Genomic DNA, 17,170 nt, shown 5'->3' with positions numbered 1-17,170 from the left:
TATAACATCAAGCCCAGATTTGGACAAGGCAAACGCGCGATGGCGTATTTGGATTTTTAGCGCGGAACGTTGTATACTAACATCGAGAGGCAACGATGCCAAAACGCCAACAAAAATTTCGCGCAACGCTCAGGGCTGGACGTGATTCCGCACGTGCCAGCCATGAGCGTTTTTATTTCAGGCAGGTGATCGCGATGAAGAAAATTTTCGCCGCGCTAATCTTGGCGAGCGCGCTCGGCGCGTCACTCGCGCTGATTGCGCTCGCCGCGCCGACGCTGACGAGCGTTCACTCGCAAGTGACGATTCTCAGCGACGGCAAGTTGAATGTACGTTATCAACTCGTCTTTTTCGAGAACGAGCCGCGCAATCAAATCACCACGTTCGGTCCGCTCGATCCGCAACATCAAATCGCCGACGCAACGCTCGACGATGCACGCGGCAGTTCGCGCGTGACACTCACGAGTCTCGGCGACAACAAATATCGCGCGAACTTTGCGCTCACGACCGAGCCGGGGAAAACGTACACGTTCACCGTGCGCTATCGCGTCGAGCGCGCGCTCGACACGACGCGGCGCGACGGCGCGGATTATCGCGTCGTGAATTGGTCGCCGCCGCAGTGGGGGTTGCCAATTGGCGAACAGACGATCACGTTCATCGCGCCGATTGAATTGCCCGCGAACATCACGCAACCGGAACACGTGACCCAGGACATCGTGCGCCAAGCCGGCATCGTCGAGGACTCGGCGAGCAAATCGTCGTTCGACCGCTGGATTTACTATCCGACGCCCGACCTCGCGAGCGGCAAAAATTATCTTTCGATTTTCACGTCGAAGAAAAATATTCCGGTCGAAGGCAAACTCACCGCGCGCTTGTACATTCCCGCGCGCTACTTTGCCGCGCTCCAAGCCGATACGAATGCGACGCGCGCGCCCGTCGCGCCGGCGACGCAACCGACCTCCGCGCCGGTCGAAATAGATGCAACCTGGGTTCTCGCTATGGTCGGGGCGGTCTTTGTCGCCATCGGCGGATTCATCGCGCTCATCTTTGGTTTCCTGATGTATCGCGGCGCGCGCCCACGCCGCGAGCCAGTCGTGTACCAACCGCCCGAAATCGAAATCGAAACGTTCGAGAAACCAGGCAAGGTGCCCGACCTCGACGCGATAGAAGCCGCGCTGTACGTCGGCAACAACACCAAGGTCATCACGTTGATCGTGTTATCGCTCGTCGAACGCGGCGCGCTCGAAATCGTGAATCGCAAACCGTTGCAACTAGCCGTGATTGACGCGACGAAAGCGGCGAACGATTACGAGCGCGTGCTCGTGACCGGCATCGCGGACGATGGGACGATCCCAGCGGACGCGCAAACGAAAATCATCGCGGCAGTGTCCGCGCAACTCGCGACGAAAATTTGGAACGCGGATCCGCGCGCGACGCGTAAGGCGTACCAACAACGCGCGGACGACGCCTGGCGCGATTACGAACGCGCCACGCCGACGCACCGCCCGGTGATCGTGCAACACAACTATCCCTGGATTTTCTTGTCGCACGATTATCGCCCGCTCGAAGAGAGCGGCGGTGCGAGCGCGGGCGGCTCGTCCTCGCGCGAGCGCGAAACGTTGCCGCCGCTCGTCGCTGGCGCGCATCAACTCGCGAGTGTGTTCGAAGGCATCGCGGGTAACGCAACTCGGCAGATGGAGCAGGTCGCCGCGACGCTCACGGGTGGCGCGCCGAAAGAGGGTACACCGGAGCAAGTTGGTTACTCGGCTTGCCACAGCGCGTGCCACTCGGCGTGTCACTCCGCGTGCGTCCACGACGCGTGTCACAGCGCGTGCGTGCATTCGAACTGTCACGATGCGTGCCACTCCGCGTGCAACTGTCATAGCGCGTGCCACTCGGCATGTCACAGTGCGTGTGTGAGTAAGTTCTAGACCCCCACCCGCTAGAAAATAAAACGATGAACGAACGGCTTTCACAATTTGCGGAACATTTTATCGCGAGTACGCGCGAGTATATTTTTATTCGTCCCGAAGATCGCCTGCTGATTTTGCGCCCGAACAAAACGTACCATCTCAACGCGACCGCAACGGAAATGTTGCACGCGCTTTACACGCGCGAGCGCGTGGATGCGGACGCGGTCGTGCGCGAGATCGCCGCGCGTTATCACGCGCCACTTGAGCAAATCGAAAACGATCTCGACAAACTGCTCGACAGTTTGCGTTGGATGTTGCAGAACAAACCGACGCGCGGTGCGGCAGTGCGACGTACACCCTTTGGCTCGCACGCGATCAAATTTCCGGTGCTGTCCGAAATCGCGTTGACGTATCGGTGTAACAATCGCTGCACGTTTTGTTACGCGAGCGCGCCCGACCGCGCGCACGACTTGCCGGAAATGACGACGGATGAAATCAAGCGCATCATTGACAAGATCGTGACGCAAGCCAAGGTACCGACGATTTCGTTTACCGGCGGCGAGCCGACCTTGCATCGCGATTTGCCGGATCTCATCGCGTACGCGAAATCGAAACAGATGCGCGTCAATCTCATCACAAACGGGACGCGCTGCGCGAACGCCGAATTCGTCGCCGAGTTGAAACGCGCGGGACTCGACTCGGCACAGGTGAGTCTCGAAGCGGCGGACGAAGCGGTGCACAATCGCATCGTCGCTAATCCCCGCGCGTACACGCAAACCGTGCAGGGCATTCGCAATTTAAAAGCGGCGGGGATTCACACCCACACGAACACGACGATCAATCAGCACAATCGCGATCACCTGCGCGGCTTGATTGATTTTCTCGCCGCCCTGGGTCAGGAATATCTTTCGATGAACATGGTGATTCGGACGGGGAACGCGGTGGCAAGGAAGAATTCGGAATTCAAAATTAAAAATTCGGATGCACTACCGAAGGCGGAAGGCGGATTTCAAAATTCGAAATTCGACATTCAAGATTCGGATGCTCGGTCGAATCACGAATTTAGAATTTCGAATTTGGAAATCGGCTACCGTGATATTGGACAACTCGTCCTCGAGTTGAAAAAGCACTCCGAAACGCGCGGACTGCGATTCGTGTGGTACTCGCCGGTGCCGTACTGTTTGTTCAATCCCGCGCAACATGGGCTGGGTTCGCAATCGTGCGCGGCGGCGGACGGTCTGCTCTCGATCAACCCGGCGGGCGATGTTCTGCCGTGCTCCAGTTTCGAGCAAGGCATCGGCAATTTACTGCGCGACGATTTCGACGCGATTTGGCAGACGCGCACGGCGAGATATTGGCGGCGCAAAGAATTTCTGCCGCCCGACTGTCGCGGGTGCGAAATGGCGAATTTGTGTTGCGGCGCGTGTCCGCTCTACTGGGACGAGGTGGGCAGTTTTGCGGAAATCGAAAATGCGACACCGCGTCGCGCGCCCGCGTGGGAAAATGCGATCTGGCAAGCCAAGCGCCGTTGGATCGGTCAAGTGAAAGGAATGGGAGTGTCATGAGTCCAGCGTACACCACGCCCGCGTTCCACGATTTCTTGGAGAAGGAACGCAAGCGCATTGCGAACGCGTATCGCGAAGTTGAAGAGATTCAAATAGATTATCAAGGCGCGTACACGCGATTCAAAACAGATCACGACAAGACGCTCAACGCGCTCGTGGCGCAACTCGATCTGGCAACGCTCGACGCCTCGCTGCGCGAGCCGGTTGATGCGCGCGTGCCGATTGAACAGCAATGGATCGCCGAGCGCATCGCCGAACTCGACAAGCAAATCACGCAGGGAGTTCAGTTGGCGGACGGCTTGATCGCCAAGGCACGCAAAGAGCAAGCCGATTTGCGCGCGCTGAATCCCAAATCGAACGAGCAGGAAGAAAAACTCAAGACCGATCGCGCACGTTGGAAAAGTACGCTCGATCAATTGAACGCGCAGGTGAGCACACTCGGGCACGGGCTGGGATTTATCTTCAACGCGTGGAAGATTCACGCGATTGACCGCGAACGATTTCGCGCGGTGGGTCGTTTAGAAGAAATCGAAAAGCAGTTGGCAAAGGTGCGGAAAGATTGGCAAGACCTGGGCGCGATGGTGGACAAGAACACGAGTGGCTGGCGCGAGGAATGGCAAAAAGCAACTACGCGCGTCGCAACGCTTCGGCAGGAACGCGATTTCCTCGCGCAGAATACGGGTACGCTCGCGCGCCAACGCGCGATCACGTTCGTGTTCGATAACTTGAAGACGCCGACCGAGAATGCCGCGCTCAAACCGATGGTCGCGCTCAACCACGCGACGGACGATTACCAAACCGCGCTCGGCGCGATTGCCGGCATTCTCGGCGTGGTCAAAAGCGTGGACGATGGGTTGGGGCGATTTAGCAAAAGCGTCAAGACGCTGATGGACGAACAGAATCGGCACGACCAATTTCTCGCGCCGCTCAATATCAATGTGCCGGACACTATCAATGAATTTGGTAAAACCTGGGATGAGCTCGCGCTCGTCGCGCGCGATGAAAAAGTGTACCACGAGCATCCCAAGGATTTCGTCAAGCAGGTACAACCGTTTCTCGACGCGCGACTCACCGCGCCGCAGATCAAGAGTTATTTCGACGCGCTCGACGGTGCATTGAAAAGCGCAATGTCAAAATGGAGCCACCGATGAATCGCGTAATTTATTTTGGCGTGTTCGCAGTTTCGGTCTTGGTGCTCGCGTTTGGCGTACTGTTCCTCTGCGCGGCGATGGCAGTGCCGGAGCGAATGTGGCTCGCGCTGGTGTTGCTCGCGCTTGGCTTGGGCGGCGCGGGATGGAGCGCGTGGGCGTACCGCAAGTGGGCGAGCGTTCAGCCCGCCGCGCTGTCCGCAAGCATCACGGATCTCGCCGCGCAGAACGATGGCGAACTCGCGCTCGCGCAAGTCATGTCCGCGTTCGACGTGCCAGCGTCCGCCGCGCAAGCCGCGCTCGACGAGTTGATGAGCAAGGGACAGTGTCGCCGCGAACCGCGCGGCGAGCGAACCGTTTTCGTATTCCCAGGATTGAAGGAACACAAGATGGTTCGCAAGTGCGCGTACTGCGGCTCGACTTTTCCGGTGAAACAATCGTTGCAGAAATGTTCAAACTGCGGCGGCAAGTTGGAGTTGGTGAGGGAATAGTGCGATAACTATGATTGCCAAAGAGTTTTGCGTATGCTATACTCGCGCGTGATATGAATAATCTAGTTGGTCAAACCTACGTCAATTCTGCGCCCAAGCCGGACGCCTCAATGGAGTTATTCAAAACGATTTGGACTCTGCGGGGTAGGTTGCTTGGGTCCGATTCAGCTCAAGCCGCACAAACCGAAGCAGGTTTGATCTGCCGAATTCTGTTCGTGCGTTTTTTGGATGAGGCAGGGTTTTTCGGCAAGACAGGATTTCCATTCGAATCGCTTACAAATTCTGTTCCCGATTCTTCACCACTGGATTTTCTAAATGACCAACTGACTCTGGGTTCATTGCTTAATCCACGTTCTATCAAACGTGAAGGCATTGCTGAACTGGCTAGTGAGATAATGCCGCGCTACCGTTTTTCGCTTCTACCAGATAATTCACATTCCGCAACGGACTCCAAGCCGGTAGTAAAAAGTTGGGTGCTGGGTTACATTTACGAACGTTGGATTGATAACCGCAAAACCGGTTCTTATTTCACGGCGGACGCACTTGCCTATTCAATTGTGACCCACGCGTTGGAAGAATGGCTGGAAGTAAAGTATCAGAACCAATTTGATCATTCCGAGCATTTGCGCTCCGTTTTGCACGTATGGGAAACGGGTACACCTCTCGACAATCATCACGCGCGAGAAATACAACAATGGCTTGAACATGTCCTCGAAGAGATTCGTTTGGTTGATTTGAGTATGGGCGGGGGCGCATTTCTCGTCGCGGCGCTGCAGGCGCTCCACCGCTTGAGACTATTCTGCCGCTCCTCGCTTTCCACTTCGCCAACAGAACACACGACATTGGTCCGACACATTCTCAGCCACAATCTTTATGGCGTGGACATTATGCCGACCGCCATTCACATCGCCAAAATGCGATTGTGGTTGGCGAGTCTGGAATTGATTGGGATCGTCGCTTCGGAGAACTTGCCGGCATTGCCCAATCTCGTTCACGGCGATGCGCTTGTTGCATTGAAGCAATCCACTCACACTACGCAGAGCACTTTTTTGGTCGAGGAATCCGCCGATCCACTCCAGGCATTTCTTACGGCGCGTGGCGGTTTCGATATTTGCGTTGGCAATCCGCCCTTTATCGCGTTAAGCCAGCGCAATCATGTTACGGAAAAACGCGCGTTCATCGAAAACTGGAACAAGCGGCATCCAGAGTATGAATTGCGCACCACTTCGGATCTAAGTAACTTTTTCATTTTGCAAGGCGCTGATCTGCTTCGCCCGAATGGAGTTTTAGCGTACATTACCTCCCGCAATTTTTTTGACACCCGCTATGGCAAACCGATTCGCCGGTTCCTAACGCAACAAGTCGAATTGCGCCATCTCTACACCTTGCATGACCATCCATTTACGCAACAGGGTCTAAAGGTTAAAGCCAATACTGTCATTCTTTCGCTTGTGCGGCGGACACCGCTAACACCCTTGCGGTTCCAAGATTTGACCGTCTGGAATGAACCGTTGTCCGATGAGCACGGGCATGTTATAGATCGTGATGAACTGGCGCGTTCCGCCAATTGGACACAGACGCTTTTTCAAGACCCACTGCGTTCTGAGATAGAACGCCGTTGTCCCAAAAAGATCAGTGATTATTCTATCGCGCGGATGGGTATCAAATCGGGCGACAACGAGTTCTTTTTACTACGGATTGATTCGGATTTGTTTCCGCAAGTAGCGCGTGAAGAGTCGGCAAATATTTTCATCAAGGTTGTACGGAATTCGCGCGATGTGCGTGGATGTGTGTTGCCGTCTACGACGCAGTACCGTTTATTGAACCTGCGCGAAAAAATTGCCCAAGTCGAGCGCGGTTTTTCGACGAACCGACTAAAGGGAGTTGCTAAGTACATCCATCAGCACGGAGTCGCTTACGCTTGCCCGCAATGCCAAGCGCGTGCAGTGGAGGAACACAAACAGCATCCTGAACTTTATCCACATCGAGGAATGTGCGCCCAGTGCCCAGAGTGTCGCAAACATCATAATCCATGTGATCGTCCGGTGGACCGTTTGTCGAATCAAGGTCATCGCCCAGAATGGTACACGCTATCTCTGAGCAAGCCACCGGCAATCGCGGTGCAGTGCATCGTGGACACCGAGATCGGAGTTTTCTGGAATAGCGCAAGGGTTTACGCTACCGATCAGTTCCAAACGATTGACGAATGTTCGGACGAAGAAACCACCAAACTGGTTTACCTGTTTTTGTGTAGTCGTCTCGCGCGGTTTCTTTTAGAGGGATACGCATTGCACCGGGCGCGATACGATGGAAGTTTCATGCTCAAGATTCAGGTCAACCATCTCCAGGATTTGCCTTGCCCGGATTTTGGACCAATCAGCCCAACCGTCAAGCAGGGTTTGCTCCAGTTGTTTGATCGTATCATTAGTGTACGGGATCGTCGCTCAGAACAAGCCAAACAACTGATGAATGAGCTTGATCGTGTGTTCTTGCAAATTCTTGGGTACCCAATAGACACAATTGATGCAACTCAGATCCAACTCGCAACTTCGCTAGAAAAAGCGGTCTTGTTTCGATGGACCAAAACACGCACGCGCAGTAACATCAAATCTGACGACGAGGAGAATCATGGAACTTTCGCTGGAGGAAATCAAGACCTTAATCCTGGACTATCTTCGATCAGGGCGTTCGATCCGGATCAGAAATCCACAAGAGCGTCAGGGCAACAGCAAGTTGTGGGAGAAAGATGTTGAAGAGTTTTGCCGCGCCAAAGGTTTCGATTTCCAGCGCAATGACAGTAGGACTCCCGATTACGGCGAGCCGCTAAATTTCGATGTTAAGAGTGTGCGATTAGATCGGACAACCAAGACATTTACAGTCGCCCCGCTAACTGAACAGGAGGCTCAAACCGGCGTCCTCCCGTACCGAATAGTGATTCTCGTTTGGAATTACAACCCAAAAACGCGCCGTGGTCATCCAGTAGACGCTATCGTCGTTCCCAAGGAAGCCAGAACTGTTCTCACGAATTGGAGTTACAAAGGGATACAAGTGAAATCGGGGATTTCGGAAAAGATGATTCGTGAGAAAGGGCTATTGGCTGGGAGCAAATTGGAATCCAAGAAATAAATACAACCATAATATACAAGACCCGAAGGGTTTTCGCGCAAGCGAACCCTTCGGGTCTTTTCTTTATTCATTCAGCCCCGTCAACGTCATCTCGCGCGGATGCTCGACTGCATCCTGGTTTTAGCGAGTTAGAAACTTGCCCTACGTTGCTTGACCAATGTAATCGCATTTCGTACATTTGACGGTGTTCTTGCCTTTCAGCGTCATCAGACTACCACAACGCGGGCAGGGCGTGGGCGCGGGCATGTCCCACAGTGCGAACTTGCAATCGGGATAGCGATTGCACGAATAAAACACGCGACCCTTTTTCGATTTCTTTTCGACGATTTGTCCCTGTTTGCATTCGGGACATTGCACGCCGGTGTTCGCGCTGCCACCGCCCGCCGAAAGATTGCGCGTGCCTTTACATTCGGGAAAGCGCGAGCACGCCAGAAATTTGCCAAAGCGTCCGCGCTTGACGACCATCGGCGCGCCGCACTTGTCGCACACCTCGTTCGTCGTTTCGACCGGCAACGCGACATTCGGCATCTCATTTGCCGCGCGGTCGAGCGTCGCTTTGAACGGCGCGTAGAAATCGCGCAGAACTTGCACCCAGTTCGCTTCGCCATCCGCGATTTTGTCGAAACGTTCTTCCATCTGCGCGGTGAACTGTACGTCCACCTCGTTTGGAAAGTGTTTGACGAGCAAATCGTTGACGATGAAACCCAGGTCGGTTGGCTTGAGTTTGCGGTCCGGCATTCGATCAACGTAACCGCGTTCCTGAATCGTCGAGAGAATCGGCGCGTAGGTGGACGGACGACCGATGCCATTCGCTTCGAGCGCCTTGATGAGCGTCGCTTCGGTGAAACGCGGCGGCGGCTCGGTGAAATGTTGCTCAGGAAAAATGCCGAGCAAATCGAGCGGCTCGTCGCGTTCAAGCGGCGGCAGTTTGCGATTCGTTTCATCCTCGTCATTCGCGTCGTCCTTGCCTTCGCGATAGACCGCGAGGAAACCGGGGAACTTGAGAATCGAGCCGTTGGCGCGGAAGAGAAAATCTGGCTGACCGCGATTGGCGAATGGCTGATGGTTTACAATCGGAGATTCGGTTTTGCCATCTGCCATTGGCAATTTACTATTCGCGTTTTGGCTTGCCCCAATGTCCACCGCGGTCGTATCGAAAATCGCGCTTGCCATTTGCGACGCGATGAAACGCTTCCAGATCAGGTCGTACAGTTTGAATTGATCAAGTTCGAGAAATTCCTTGATCGCGTTCGGCTCGCGGAACGCGCTCGTCGGACGAATCGCTTCGTGCGCTTCTTGCGCGCCCGCGACTTTTTTCTTATAGATGCGCGGCGTCGGCGGCAAGTACGCGTCGCCGAATTTTTCCTTGATGTACGCCCACGCTTCTTTGCCCGCGCTCTCCGCAATGTTCGTCGAATCCGTCCGCATGTACGTAATCAAGCCGACGCTGCCTTCGCCGACGTTGACGCCTTCGTACAAACGTTGCGCGGTTGCCATCGTGCGCTTGGCGTTGAAACCCAGTTTACGTGATGCCTCTTGTTGAAGTGTCGAAGTGATGAACGGCGGCGTCGGATTGCGACGTTCGTCCTTGCGCCGCACATCGAGCACACGATACGCGCACTGCTCGAGAATCTCTTTTAACTTGAGTGCGTCGTCACCGGTGTGGCACTCGAAATCTTTATCGCCAACCTTGATTAGTTTCGCGCGGAAAGTTTGGTCGTTGGATAGTTGGACGGTTGACTGTTTCGCCAACTCGGCTTCGATGCTCCAGTACTCGACTGACACGAACGCTTGAATCTCGCGCTCGCGTTCAACGACGAGCCGCACGGCGACGGATTGGACGCGCCCCGCGCTCAAATTTTTCGTGTTGATTTTTTTGCGGAGTAACGGTGAAATCGTGTACCCGACGATGCGATCCAACACGCGGCGCGCTTGTTGCGCGTCCACGAGCGGCTGATTGATCGTGCGCGGATGGGCAAACGCGTGGTCAATCGCGTCGCGCGTGATTTCGTGGAACTCGACGCGATGCACCGGCTTGCCATCGAGCGCGTGGTCGAGCGCGGCGGCGAGATGCCACGAAATCGCTTCGCCCTCGCGGTCGGGGTCCGTCGCGAGAAAAACTTCGGACGCATTTCCCGCGAGTTCCCTTAGTTCCTTAACTACGTCTTTCTTCTTCGGCGTGATGACGTAATGCGGACGAAAATCGTGTTCGATGTCCACGCCCATTTGCTTTTGCGGCAAGTCGCGAATGTGCCCGATGGACGCGCGCACGCGATACCCACCGCCGAGAAACTTGCCGACGGTGCGCGCTTTGGCAGGCGATTCGACGATGACGAGCTTGCCGGTGGCGGATGGCGACTGGCGAATAGCAGATCGCTTTTTCGCGACCTGTAATTTGCTATCTGCCATTTGCGATTTACTATCCGCTATTCGCAATTCGCTCTTTGCCTTCGCTTCCGCGATCATCGCGTCGCGATCCAACGCCGAGTGCGCCTCGGTGTTGCCGAGTCGCATGATGTTCGTACCGCAGACGGGACAGACGCCTTTAGTGTACGCCGCGCCGCGTGCGTTGAACAGCGGTTGCGCGTTTTGCATTTCGCGCTTGGTTTTACATTTGACGCAATAAGCTTCGAAGGGCATTTTAGATTTCCGATTTTTGACACCTGCCCTTGCGGGCGGTGCAAGGGTTTCTGATTTTGGATTGGCTTGAGTATACCACAAAATAAAAGAGGTTGGAGACGCGTACCTCCAACCTCTAATCTCCAACTTCCAATTTCTATCCGACGAACGTGTGCTTGACGAAATTCTCCAACCCTTTGACGCCGCGCACTTCGTTATCGAGAAGCGGGATGACCGCGCGCACTTGACCGTTAAAATCGCTCCAGATTTGATCCATGTACGCATCTTGCATCGCGACGCGGTTGCGCACGAATTCGGGTGACGATGTGAGCACCTGGTCTTTTTGAATGACCATGTTGACCAGCACACCACCAACCGGGATGCCGAAATCGTGGAACCAGTTGATAAATCGCTTGATCACCGCGATGGGCAACGCCTCGGGGAGAGTGACGAAGAAGAACGAGGTGAGCGCCTTGTCAGTGAGTAGTTTTTGCGCGTGAGCCATGCGATCGCGGAAACTGATAAGGTAATCCATCAGCGGGTCTTCTTCTTTTTTCTTGGTGAACGAGAGCATCTCACGCAACGAGCGCGCTTCATCGCGCGATTTCATCATCTTGTTGACCCAGAGCGAATAGACCTTGCTCATGCCGAGCAAGCGCCGCGCGTTCGCGGTCGGCGCGGTGTCGAACACGTACACGTCGTACTCGTCTTTGAACATCAACTCGATCATGTTCTCGAACATCGCGGATTCTTCGAATGCCGGATTCATCGTCGCCGATTCGACGAACTGATCGGCTTGCGTCGAGATTTCCGCGAATTTCAAAAACCATTGAATCTTGTTCTTGATGTCGGCTTTGGAGCGTTCGATGGTTTCCTTCGTATCAATTTCGTACGCCCACAGATTCGGCACGCCTTTCACCGCCGTCGGTTGCCCGAATACGTTTTGATCGAGCAAGCCGGAGAGCGAGTGGACCGGGTTGGTGGACGCGAGCATCGTCTTGCGACCTTGTTGCGCGAACCACATCGCGGTAACGCCTGCCATCACGGTCTTGCCCACGCCGCCCTTGCCGCCGAAGAAAATGTACTTGAGTCCGGGACGGTCCTTGACGTACTGCGCCATTGATTTGTCAATGCCAGCCATTTTGCTTCACTCCTACCCGTACATGATCTTGGCGAGTTTTTCGATCATCGCCAAGCCAGTGACGTCGCGTTCCATCTCGGGCACATAACCGCGCACTTGGTCGCCCAGCGTTTCCTTGATCTTGTCCATGTAACCGCTCTGCATTTGCAAGCGATTATGCAAGTACGCCGGCACGACTTGGTTACGCAGTTCGGGCGGCAACACGCGGTTGACGATATACCCGGCAATCGGCACGTCGAATTTCGCGAACAACTCGGCGGCTTTTTGCGTATCGAGAATGATCATTTCTTCCGGCACGACGACGAAGAAGAACGCGGTCTTGACCTTGTCGGTAAGGATCTGCGACGACGCGTTGATGCGCTTTTTGATGTACAGCAACTCGCCGAGGATCTTGTCCTCGTCGGTTTCCTTTTCGCGTTTGATGCGCGACACCATCGTTTCGTACTCGCGCATTTCCTCGCGCAGTTTGGTGATCTTGTTAATCCACTCGTCGTACACTTTAGCCATCGAGAGATAGTACAGCGCGTGTCCAAGCGGCACGAGGTCGTAGATGTAGTAATCGTACTGCCCCTCGACCATAATGTCCACGACTGCATCAAAGATCGCGGACTCTTCCATCGCCGGTTCGGCGGACGCGGCTTGGATATAATCCTCGATTTCGTCCGGCACTTTGTCAAAGCCGTACATGTCGAGAATCTTTTTGCGGATTTCGTTCTGGTAATTCTTGATGTGGCTGTCGGCGTCAATCTCTTGCGCCCACAGGTTGTCCATGATCTTGACCGCGCCTTTGCCAAAAATATCTTTCTGGAAAATATCGGTCAAGCTGGCTTGCGGGTCTACGGAGAACACGAGCACCTTGTGCCCTTGCGACGCCAGCCAGTACGCGGTGGCGGCGGAAAACGTCGTTTTCCCCAGACCGCCTTTGCCGCCGAACATGATGTAGCGACGGTCGGGATTTTGTTGAAAAACATCTTTGAGTGACATGAAGACTCCAATTGGCTGATGGCTGATGGCTGATGGCGTATAGCAAATGGCAAATTGCCTACCTTTCCATTTGCTATCGGCTATTTGCTATATGCTATTCGCCATTCGCTAGAACATCGCGTCGCTGATGTCTTTTTCGCGCAACATGCGGCGTTTCCAGGTCGCGATGTTCGGCACGACGTACGGCAACAAGCGCAGAGAGTAGTACGGGGGCAAAATCGGGACGCCGATCAGGTCACCCATCGTGATGAGGATGAACAGGTGCTCCATCGAGGCGCGCGTGCGGACGGCATAGCGGCTCATATCGTGCGCCGCCATTCCATACATAACTTCTTTGAGGTTGTCTACAACCCCAGCAAGTCCGCCGCGCTTTTCTTTCTTGGCTTTTTCTTCTGGCATAGGACACTCCTTTGTGTGAAATCGAATTTATAATCCGTGCAGATCGAGTTCGTGGTCGTCAAACAGTTCGCGTTCACGATTGACGCGGCGCTTCCACGTTTTGATGCTGGGAACGACAAAGGGGAGCAAGCGCAATGAATAGTACGGAGGGATGATGGGCAAGCCGAGCATATCGCCAAACGTGAGCGCGATGAAAAGCGTTTCGAGCGAGGCGCGCATTTCGACAAAATGCTGTTCGAATTCGTACGCCGTAAAGCCATACAAAAACTCGCGCACCTTTTGCAACCAACTCATGTGTTTCACCACGGCTCTCATTGTGGATTCGCCTACCTTATCATAGTCATTATAGCATCGTGAAGATGCCTTGTCAAAAAATTGACGCCCTCTATCCGCCGTGCTATAATCGCCGCACTGACGCGCGGAAAGGACATGGGTTCGTTATGCCGGATAACATCACATTTACGTTGTTGCTCGCTTTCGCAGTTGTGATTCTAGGAGCGTTCGCCATCGGCACACATTTGAACATCCGCAAAGGGGATCGCGTGATCAAGTGGATGCGCGGCGGCTTGCCGTTGGTCGGCGAGCGCGCGACGGTGCGCTGGCTGGGTTCCTCGGTCGCCGAAATCAAGGTCACCAAGTCGTTCGCGCCGTTTCGCACCGCCGAAGTTCTATTCGTCTTCGAGCCGCGCGATGTGCCTGTGCATTGGTTGTGGTCGCGTTGGCGCGGCAGACGCGACTTGATGATCTTTCGCGCGCAATTGGACAACGCCACGCGCTTTGAACTCGAAGTGTTCGACCCGAAGGGTTGGACGACGCATCACACCGAACGCGATGTCAAGAAAAAAAATTGGACGCCGGTACCCTTGACCGCGCAAGGACTCGAAGCGTATCGCTCCGGCGGCGACAACCACGACGCGCAACCGCTGATTGACCTGGCAACGAAAGCCGGCGGAAAACTGGTGCGCTTGTCGGTGCATCGCACCGTGCCGAACCTGGAGGTTCACTGGCTGATGCCAGACGGCAACCAGGACAATGCGAACAACTGGTTTGCCAATTTGAAAAGACTGGCGCAAGACATCACTTGAGAAAATGAGAATCGTCCTCGCGATCAATTCGCGAGGACGATTCGTTTATTCGGTTGTATTCGGTTGTGAGTTATTCTGCTTGAGCGCCCGCTGCCTTGGGCGCTTTGGAATAGCGTTGCCACGCGATCCAGGCATCCCAGGCAATGACCGCCGCGCAGACAAAGAGCAATGCGGAAATGATCAACTGCGTCCAACCGCCGATTTGCACGATCATTTGACCGGCGAATGCCGGCGCGGTGAGCACGTTGACGTATTGATTGTACCCGATGACGATAGTCGCCGCCATGGTGGTGATGTACATGAACAGCATCGGAACGAGCGCGTACATCGGATTCCGTCCGGTCGAGCGCAACCAGATCGAGACGATGAGCAGACCGAGCGCCGCCATCAACTGGTTCGCCGAGCCGAACAGTTGCCACAAGTACACCCACGTGCCAGTGAGCAAGAGGAACAACGCGATCGCCATCGAGATGATGGTGGACACGTGCGGGTTCTTGAGCAGAGGGACCGCTTCGCCGAGCCATTCGGTCAAGGTCACACGCATCACGCGAAAGATCAACTGCACCACCGTCAACACGATGACCATGAACGCGCCAAAGCCGAGCGCGGTACCGTACGCGACGAACGCGCCACTCCCGCCGCCAAAGATCACATCGAGCAAGCGACCGACGCCAGTGGCGAACGCGCCGACACCAGCCAGACCGGTAATCGCGACTGCCGTCAGCGCGAGCAAGCCGAGTGTGTTCTCGCTCAACATGCCGCCGCCGCCGACCGGCAACGCGTCGGTTTCGTACTCCAACTGACGCGAGGTGTTGACCGAGCCAATGAGCGAGTGCCAGCCGGAAATCGCGCCGCACGCAATCGTGACGAAGAGCATGGGCCACAGCGGTTGCCATTGCTTGCCGGCAACGAAGGTAAAGCCCAGGTCGTACACGTTAGGTAGATTGACGTTCGGCTTGAATGCCGGCAGAGTGAACGTGGCAACCTTGGGCGCGAGGAACGGCGCGAGCAAGCCGCCGACTGCGCTCAAGCCGATAGTGAACAACATGATCCAGAAACCGATATAGTTCACCGGTTGTGCGAATCGCCAGATCGGCAAGTTCGTGCCCAGGTAACTGAACGCGAGCAGGAAGATCGCCCAGAAGAGATAGTTCGGCAAAGTCCGGATCGCATCGTTCTTGGCATCGTACGCCACGGTCTCGGGACGTTTGCCATCCGCGCCGATTGCCGGCGTGCGCGGATCGGCGCGCGTCGGATCAACGACGACGAAGAGCGGCTGTTTGTTAGTGAGACCATCAATCGCGGCGTTCAAACCAGTCACGGCTTGGACGACGGGTTGAACATCCTTGCCTGCCGCATCTTTACCTGTGACGAGCGGACCCAGCGCCATCGCGGCGATGGTGAGCGTGACCGTAATCACGGTCACCATGATCAAGTCCATCTTCCAGCGATAGAGCATTTGACCAGCCAGCAACCCCATCACGGCGAGTGTAAACAAGCCGAGTGGAACATCCGGGCGCGCCGCCATCAACGCGGTCATCACGCCCATGAACGCGCCGGCGACCAGGAGCAAGTAGAAGAAGATGAACACAAACAGAATTGTGCGCGTGCGTGGAGCAATCAGGCGGTACGTGATCGCGCTAAGCGAGTTGCCATCATTGCGCACTGAGAGCATGATGGCGGAATAATCCGCCGCCCAACCGATGAATGTCACACCGAGGACGAGCCAAAGCAGAGAGGGGAGCCAGCCCCAGAATGTCGCGGCAACGATGGGTCCCGTGATAGGACCTGCCGCGGCAATGGACTTGAAGTGATAACCGTACAACACATTCCGGCTGGTGGGCATAAAGTCCACACCATCCATGTACAGTTTTGCCGGCGTCGCTTTTTTGGGGTCGGCTTGGATGATCTCACGATCAATTCGGCGAGAATAGAAATTGTAGGTGAGATAGATCATCACACCGCCCAGGACGACGATCAGCAACGTGTTCATCGCCATGCCCGATGCGGCGATAGCGCCCGTTACGATCAGCGGGATCAAAATGAGCAAGAGAACGACGAGACGGATGTCCATCATTGACCTCCAAAATTCGAATAATCTGTCGCACCACTGCGACAGTCTTTCCAATAGAGTGAACCGTCGGACTCGTGCAGAATTCAAACGTAACTGCTAGGCACCACCTCCTTTGTTTATTTCTGAATGCCGAAAACTGAATAAGTGATGACATAATTATACTACGCGATGAAGGCGTTGGCAATACCTGACTTGAGAAAAAAATACCGCGCACCCCTTGTCGCGCTGACGTGTGTGTGTTATAATCCTGCCATCGTAACGATTTTCAAGGAGGAATTATGGCGACCAAGATCAGTAACAAACAGTACAAACGCGTGGACCTTATCGAAGTGAGCGGTCGCATTGATTCGAGCACCGCGCCCCAACTCGACCAGGCGTTGAATCGCGTTATCAAAGACGGTCGGTTTCGCATCGTCGTAGATTTGTCCGAGACCGATTTTATGAGTAGCGCCGGTCTGCGCGCGTTGCTCGCCGCGCTCAAACAAGTGCGCCGTTTCAATCGCGGCGATCTGCGCCTCGCTGGTCTCACCACCAAAGTGAAAAAGGCATTCGAACTTGCCGGCTTGCTCGACGTGTTCCAATCGTTCGACAACCCGGTGGATGCGGTCGGCAGTTTCTAACGCGTAGG

General features: G+C 55.0%; 13 protein-coding genes. 7 read left to right on the top strand and 6 right to left on the bottom strand.

Annotation, left to right across the window (positions count from 1 at the left end; genetic code table 11):
• Positions 1-194: 194 nt before the first annotated feature.
• From HY868_27425 to HY868_27405, 5 genes are read left to right on the top strand one after another with little or no spacing between them, the layout of a single operon-like run.
• The gene (locus tag HY868_27425) at positions 195-1,928 is read left to right on the top strand and encodes a DUF2207 domain-containing protein (GenBank protein MBI5305890.1); all 1,734 of its coding nucleotides are present in this window, start codon (positions 195-197) and stop codon (positions 1,926-1,928) included.
• Positions 1,929-1,954: 26 nt separating this feature from the next.
• Positions 1,955-3,475, top strand: coding sequence for a radical SAM protein (locus HY868_27420; GenBank protein MBI5305889.1), 1,521 nt, complete (start codon positions 1,955-1,957; stop codon positions 3,473-3,475).
• Positions 3,472-4,626 (top strand): hypothetical protein, encoded by a 1,155-nt coding sequence (locus HY868_27415; protein MBI5305888.1) that lies wholly within the window; start codon positions 3,472-3,474, stop codon positions 4,624-4,626. Before HY868_27420 ends, HY868_27415 begins: the two co-directional genes overlap by 4 nt.
• On the top strand, positions 4,623-5,114 hold the full coding sequence (locus tag HY868_27410; protein ID MBI5305887.1) for a hypothetical protein: 492 nt from the start codon (positions 4,623-4,625) through the stop codon (positions 5,112-5,114). The genes HY868_27415 and HY868_27410 overlap by 4 nt, the downstream gene beginning before the upstream one ends.
• A 53-nt stretch (positions 5,115-5,167) precedes the next feature.
• Positions 5,168-7,867, top strand: a complete 2,700-nt coding sequence (locus HY868_27405; GenBank protein ID MBI5305886.1) for an Eco57I restriction-modification methylase domain-containing protein — start codon at positions 5,168-5,170, stop codon at positions 7,865-7,867.
• A gap of 514 nt (positions 7,868-8,381) precedes the next feature.
• On the opposite strand, the gene topA is transcribed toward HY868_27405, so the two are convergent.
• The 5 genes from topA to HY868_27380 form a co-directional block, all read right to left on the bottom strand.
• Positions 8,382-10,649, bottom strand: coding sequence for a type I DNA topoisomerase (topA, locus tag HY868_27400; GenBank protein ID MBI5305885.1), 2,268 nt, complete (start codon positions 10,647-10,649; stop codon positions 8,382-8,384).
• A 367-nt stretch (positions 10,650-11,016) separates the two neighbouring features.
• Complete coding sequence (locus HY868_27395) at positions 11,017-12,000, bottom strand: TRC40/GET3/ArsA family transport-energizing ATPase (protein MBI5305884.1); 984 nt, start codon at positions 11,998-12,000, stop codon at positions 11,017-11,019.
• Positions 12,001-12,012: 12 nt separating this feature from the next.
• The gene (locus HY868_27390; GenBank protein ID MBI5305883.1) at positions 12,013-12,984 is read right to left on the bottom strand and encodes a TRC40/GET3/ArsA family transport-energizing ATPase; all 972 of its coding nucleotides are present in this window, start codon (positions 12,982-12,984) and stop codon (positions 12,013-12,015) included.
• Positions 12,985-13,092: 108 nt separating this feature from the next.
• Complete coding sequence (locus HY868_27385; GenBank protein MBI5305882.1) at positions 13,093-13,383, bottom strand: hypothetical protein; 291 nt, start codon at positions 13,381-13,383, stop codon at positions 13,093-13,095.
• A 27-nt stretch (positions 13,384-13,410) separates the two neighbouring features.
• Positions 13,411-13,698, bottom strand: a complete 288-nt coding sequence (locus tag HY868_27380) for a hypothetical protein (protein MBI5305881.1) — start codon at positions 13,696-13,698, stop codon at positions 13,411-13,413.
• A 125-nt stretch (positions 13,699-13,823) separates the two neighbouring features.
• Here HY868_27380 and HY868_27375 point away from each other — a divergent pair, with 125 nt between their 5' ends.
• Complete coding sequence (locus HY868_27375) at positions 13,824-14,468, top strand: hypothetical protein (protein ID MBI5305880.1); 645 nt, start codon at positions 13,824-13,826, stop codon at positions 14,466-14,468.
• A gap of 70 nt (positions 14,469-14,538) precedes the next feature.
• On the opposite strand, the gene HY868_27370 is transcribed toward HY868_27375, so the two are convergent.
• Positions 14,539-16,542 carry a carbon starvation protein A gene (locus HY868_27370; GenBank protein MBI5305879.1) on the bottom strand — a complete coding sequence of 668 codons (2,004 nt, stop codon included), beginning with the start codon at positions 16,540-16,542 and terminating at the stop codon, positions 14,539-14,541.
• 278 nt (positions 16,543-16,820) lie between these two features.
• Between HY868_27370 and HY868_27365 the strand changes: the two genes are divergently transcribed.
• A complete protein-coding gene (locus HY868_27365; GenBank protein MBI5305878.1) occupies positions 16,821-17,162 on the top strand; it encodes an STAS domain-containing protein in 342 nt (113 codons plus the stop codon).
• Positions 17,163-17,170 lie beyond the last annotated feature (8 nt).

The sequence above is a fragment of the Chloroflexota bacterium genome, assembly GCA_016219275.1.
Classification (GTDB): domain Bacteria; phylum Chloroflexota; class Anaerolineae; order UBA4142; family UBA4142; genus JACRBM01.
Note: the sequence above shows the minus strand (reverse complement) of the source record. Positions and strands in the feature narration are given on the sequence as shown.

Excerpts from the sequence above, each read along its gene's own strand:
- HY868_27425 (MBI5305890.1), top strand. The coding sequence starts at position 195 with ATGAAGAAAATTTTCGCCGCGCTAATCTTGGCGAGCGCGCTCGGCGCG.
- HY868_27420 (MBI5305889.1), top strand. The coding sequence starts at position 1,955 with ATGAACGAACGGCTTTCACAATTTGCGGAACATTTTATCGCGAGTACG.
- HY868_27415 (MBI5305888.1), top strand. The coding sequence starts at position 3,472 with ATGAGTCCAGCGTACACCACGCCCGCGTTCCACGATTTCTTGGAGAAG.
- HY868_27410 (MBI5305887.1), top strand. The coding sequence starts at position 4,623 with ATGAATCGCGTAATTTATTTTGGCGTGTTCGCAGTTTCGGTCTTGGTG.
- HY868_27405 (MBI5305886.1), top strand. The coding sequence starts at position 5,168 with ATGAATAATCTAGTTGGTCAAACCTACGTCAATTCTGCGCCCAAGCCG.
- topA (MBI5305885.1), bottom strand. The coding sequence starts at position 10,649 with ATGGCAGATAGCAAATTACAGGTCGCGAAAAAGCGATCTGCTATTCGC.
- HY868_27395 (MBI5305884.1), bottom strand. The coding sequence starts at position 12,000 with ATGGCTGGCATTGACAAATCAATGGCGCAGTACGTCAAGGACCGTCCC.
- HY868_27390 (MBI5305883.1), bottom strand. The coding sequence starts at position 12,984 with ATGTCACTCAAAGATGTTTTTCAACAAAATCCCGACCGTCGCTACATC.
- HY868_27385 (MBI5305882.1), bottom strand. The coding sequence starts at position 13,383 with ATGCCAGAAGAAAAAGCCAAGAAAGAAAAGCGCGGCGGACTTGCTGGG.
- HY868_27380 (MBI5305881.1), bottom strand. The coding sequence starts at position 13,698 with ATGAGAGCCGTGGTGAAACACATGAGTTGGTTGCAAAAGGTGCGCGAG.
- HY868_27375 (MBI5305880.1), top strand. The coding sequence starts at position 13,824 with ATGCCGGATAACATCACATTTACGTTGTTGCTCGCTTTCGCAGTTGTG.
- HY868_27370 (MBI5305879.1), bottom strand. The coding sequence starts at position 16,542 with ATGGACATCCGTCTCGTCGTTCTCTTGCTCATTTTGATCCCGCTGATC.
- HY868_27365 (MBI5305878.1), top strand. The coding sequence starts at position 16,821 with ATGGCGACCAAGATCAGTAACAAACAGTACAAACGCGTGGACCTTATC.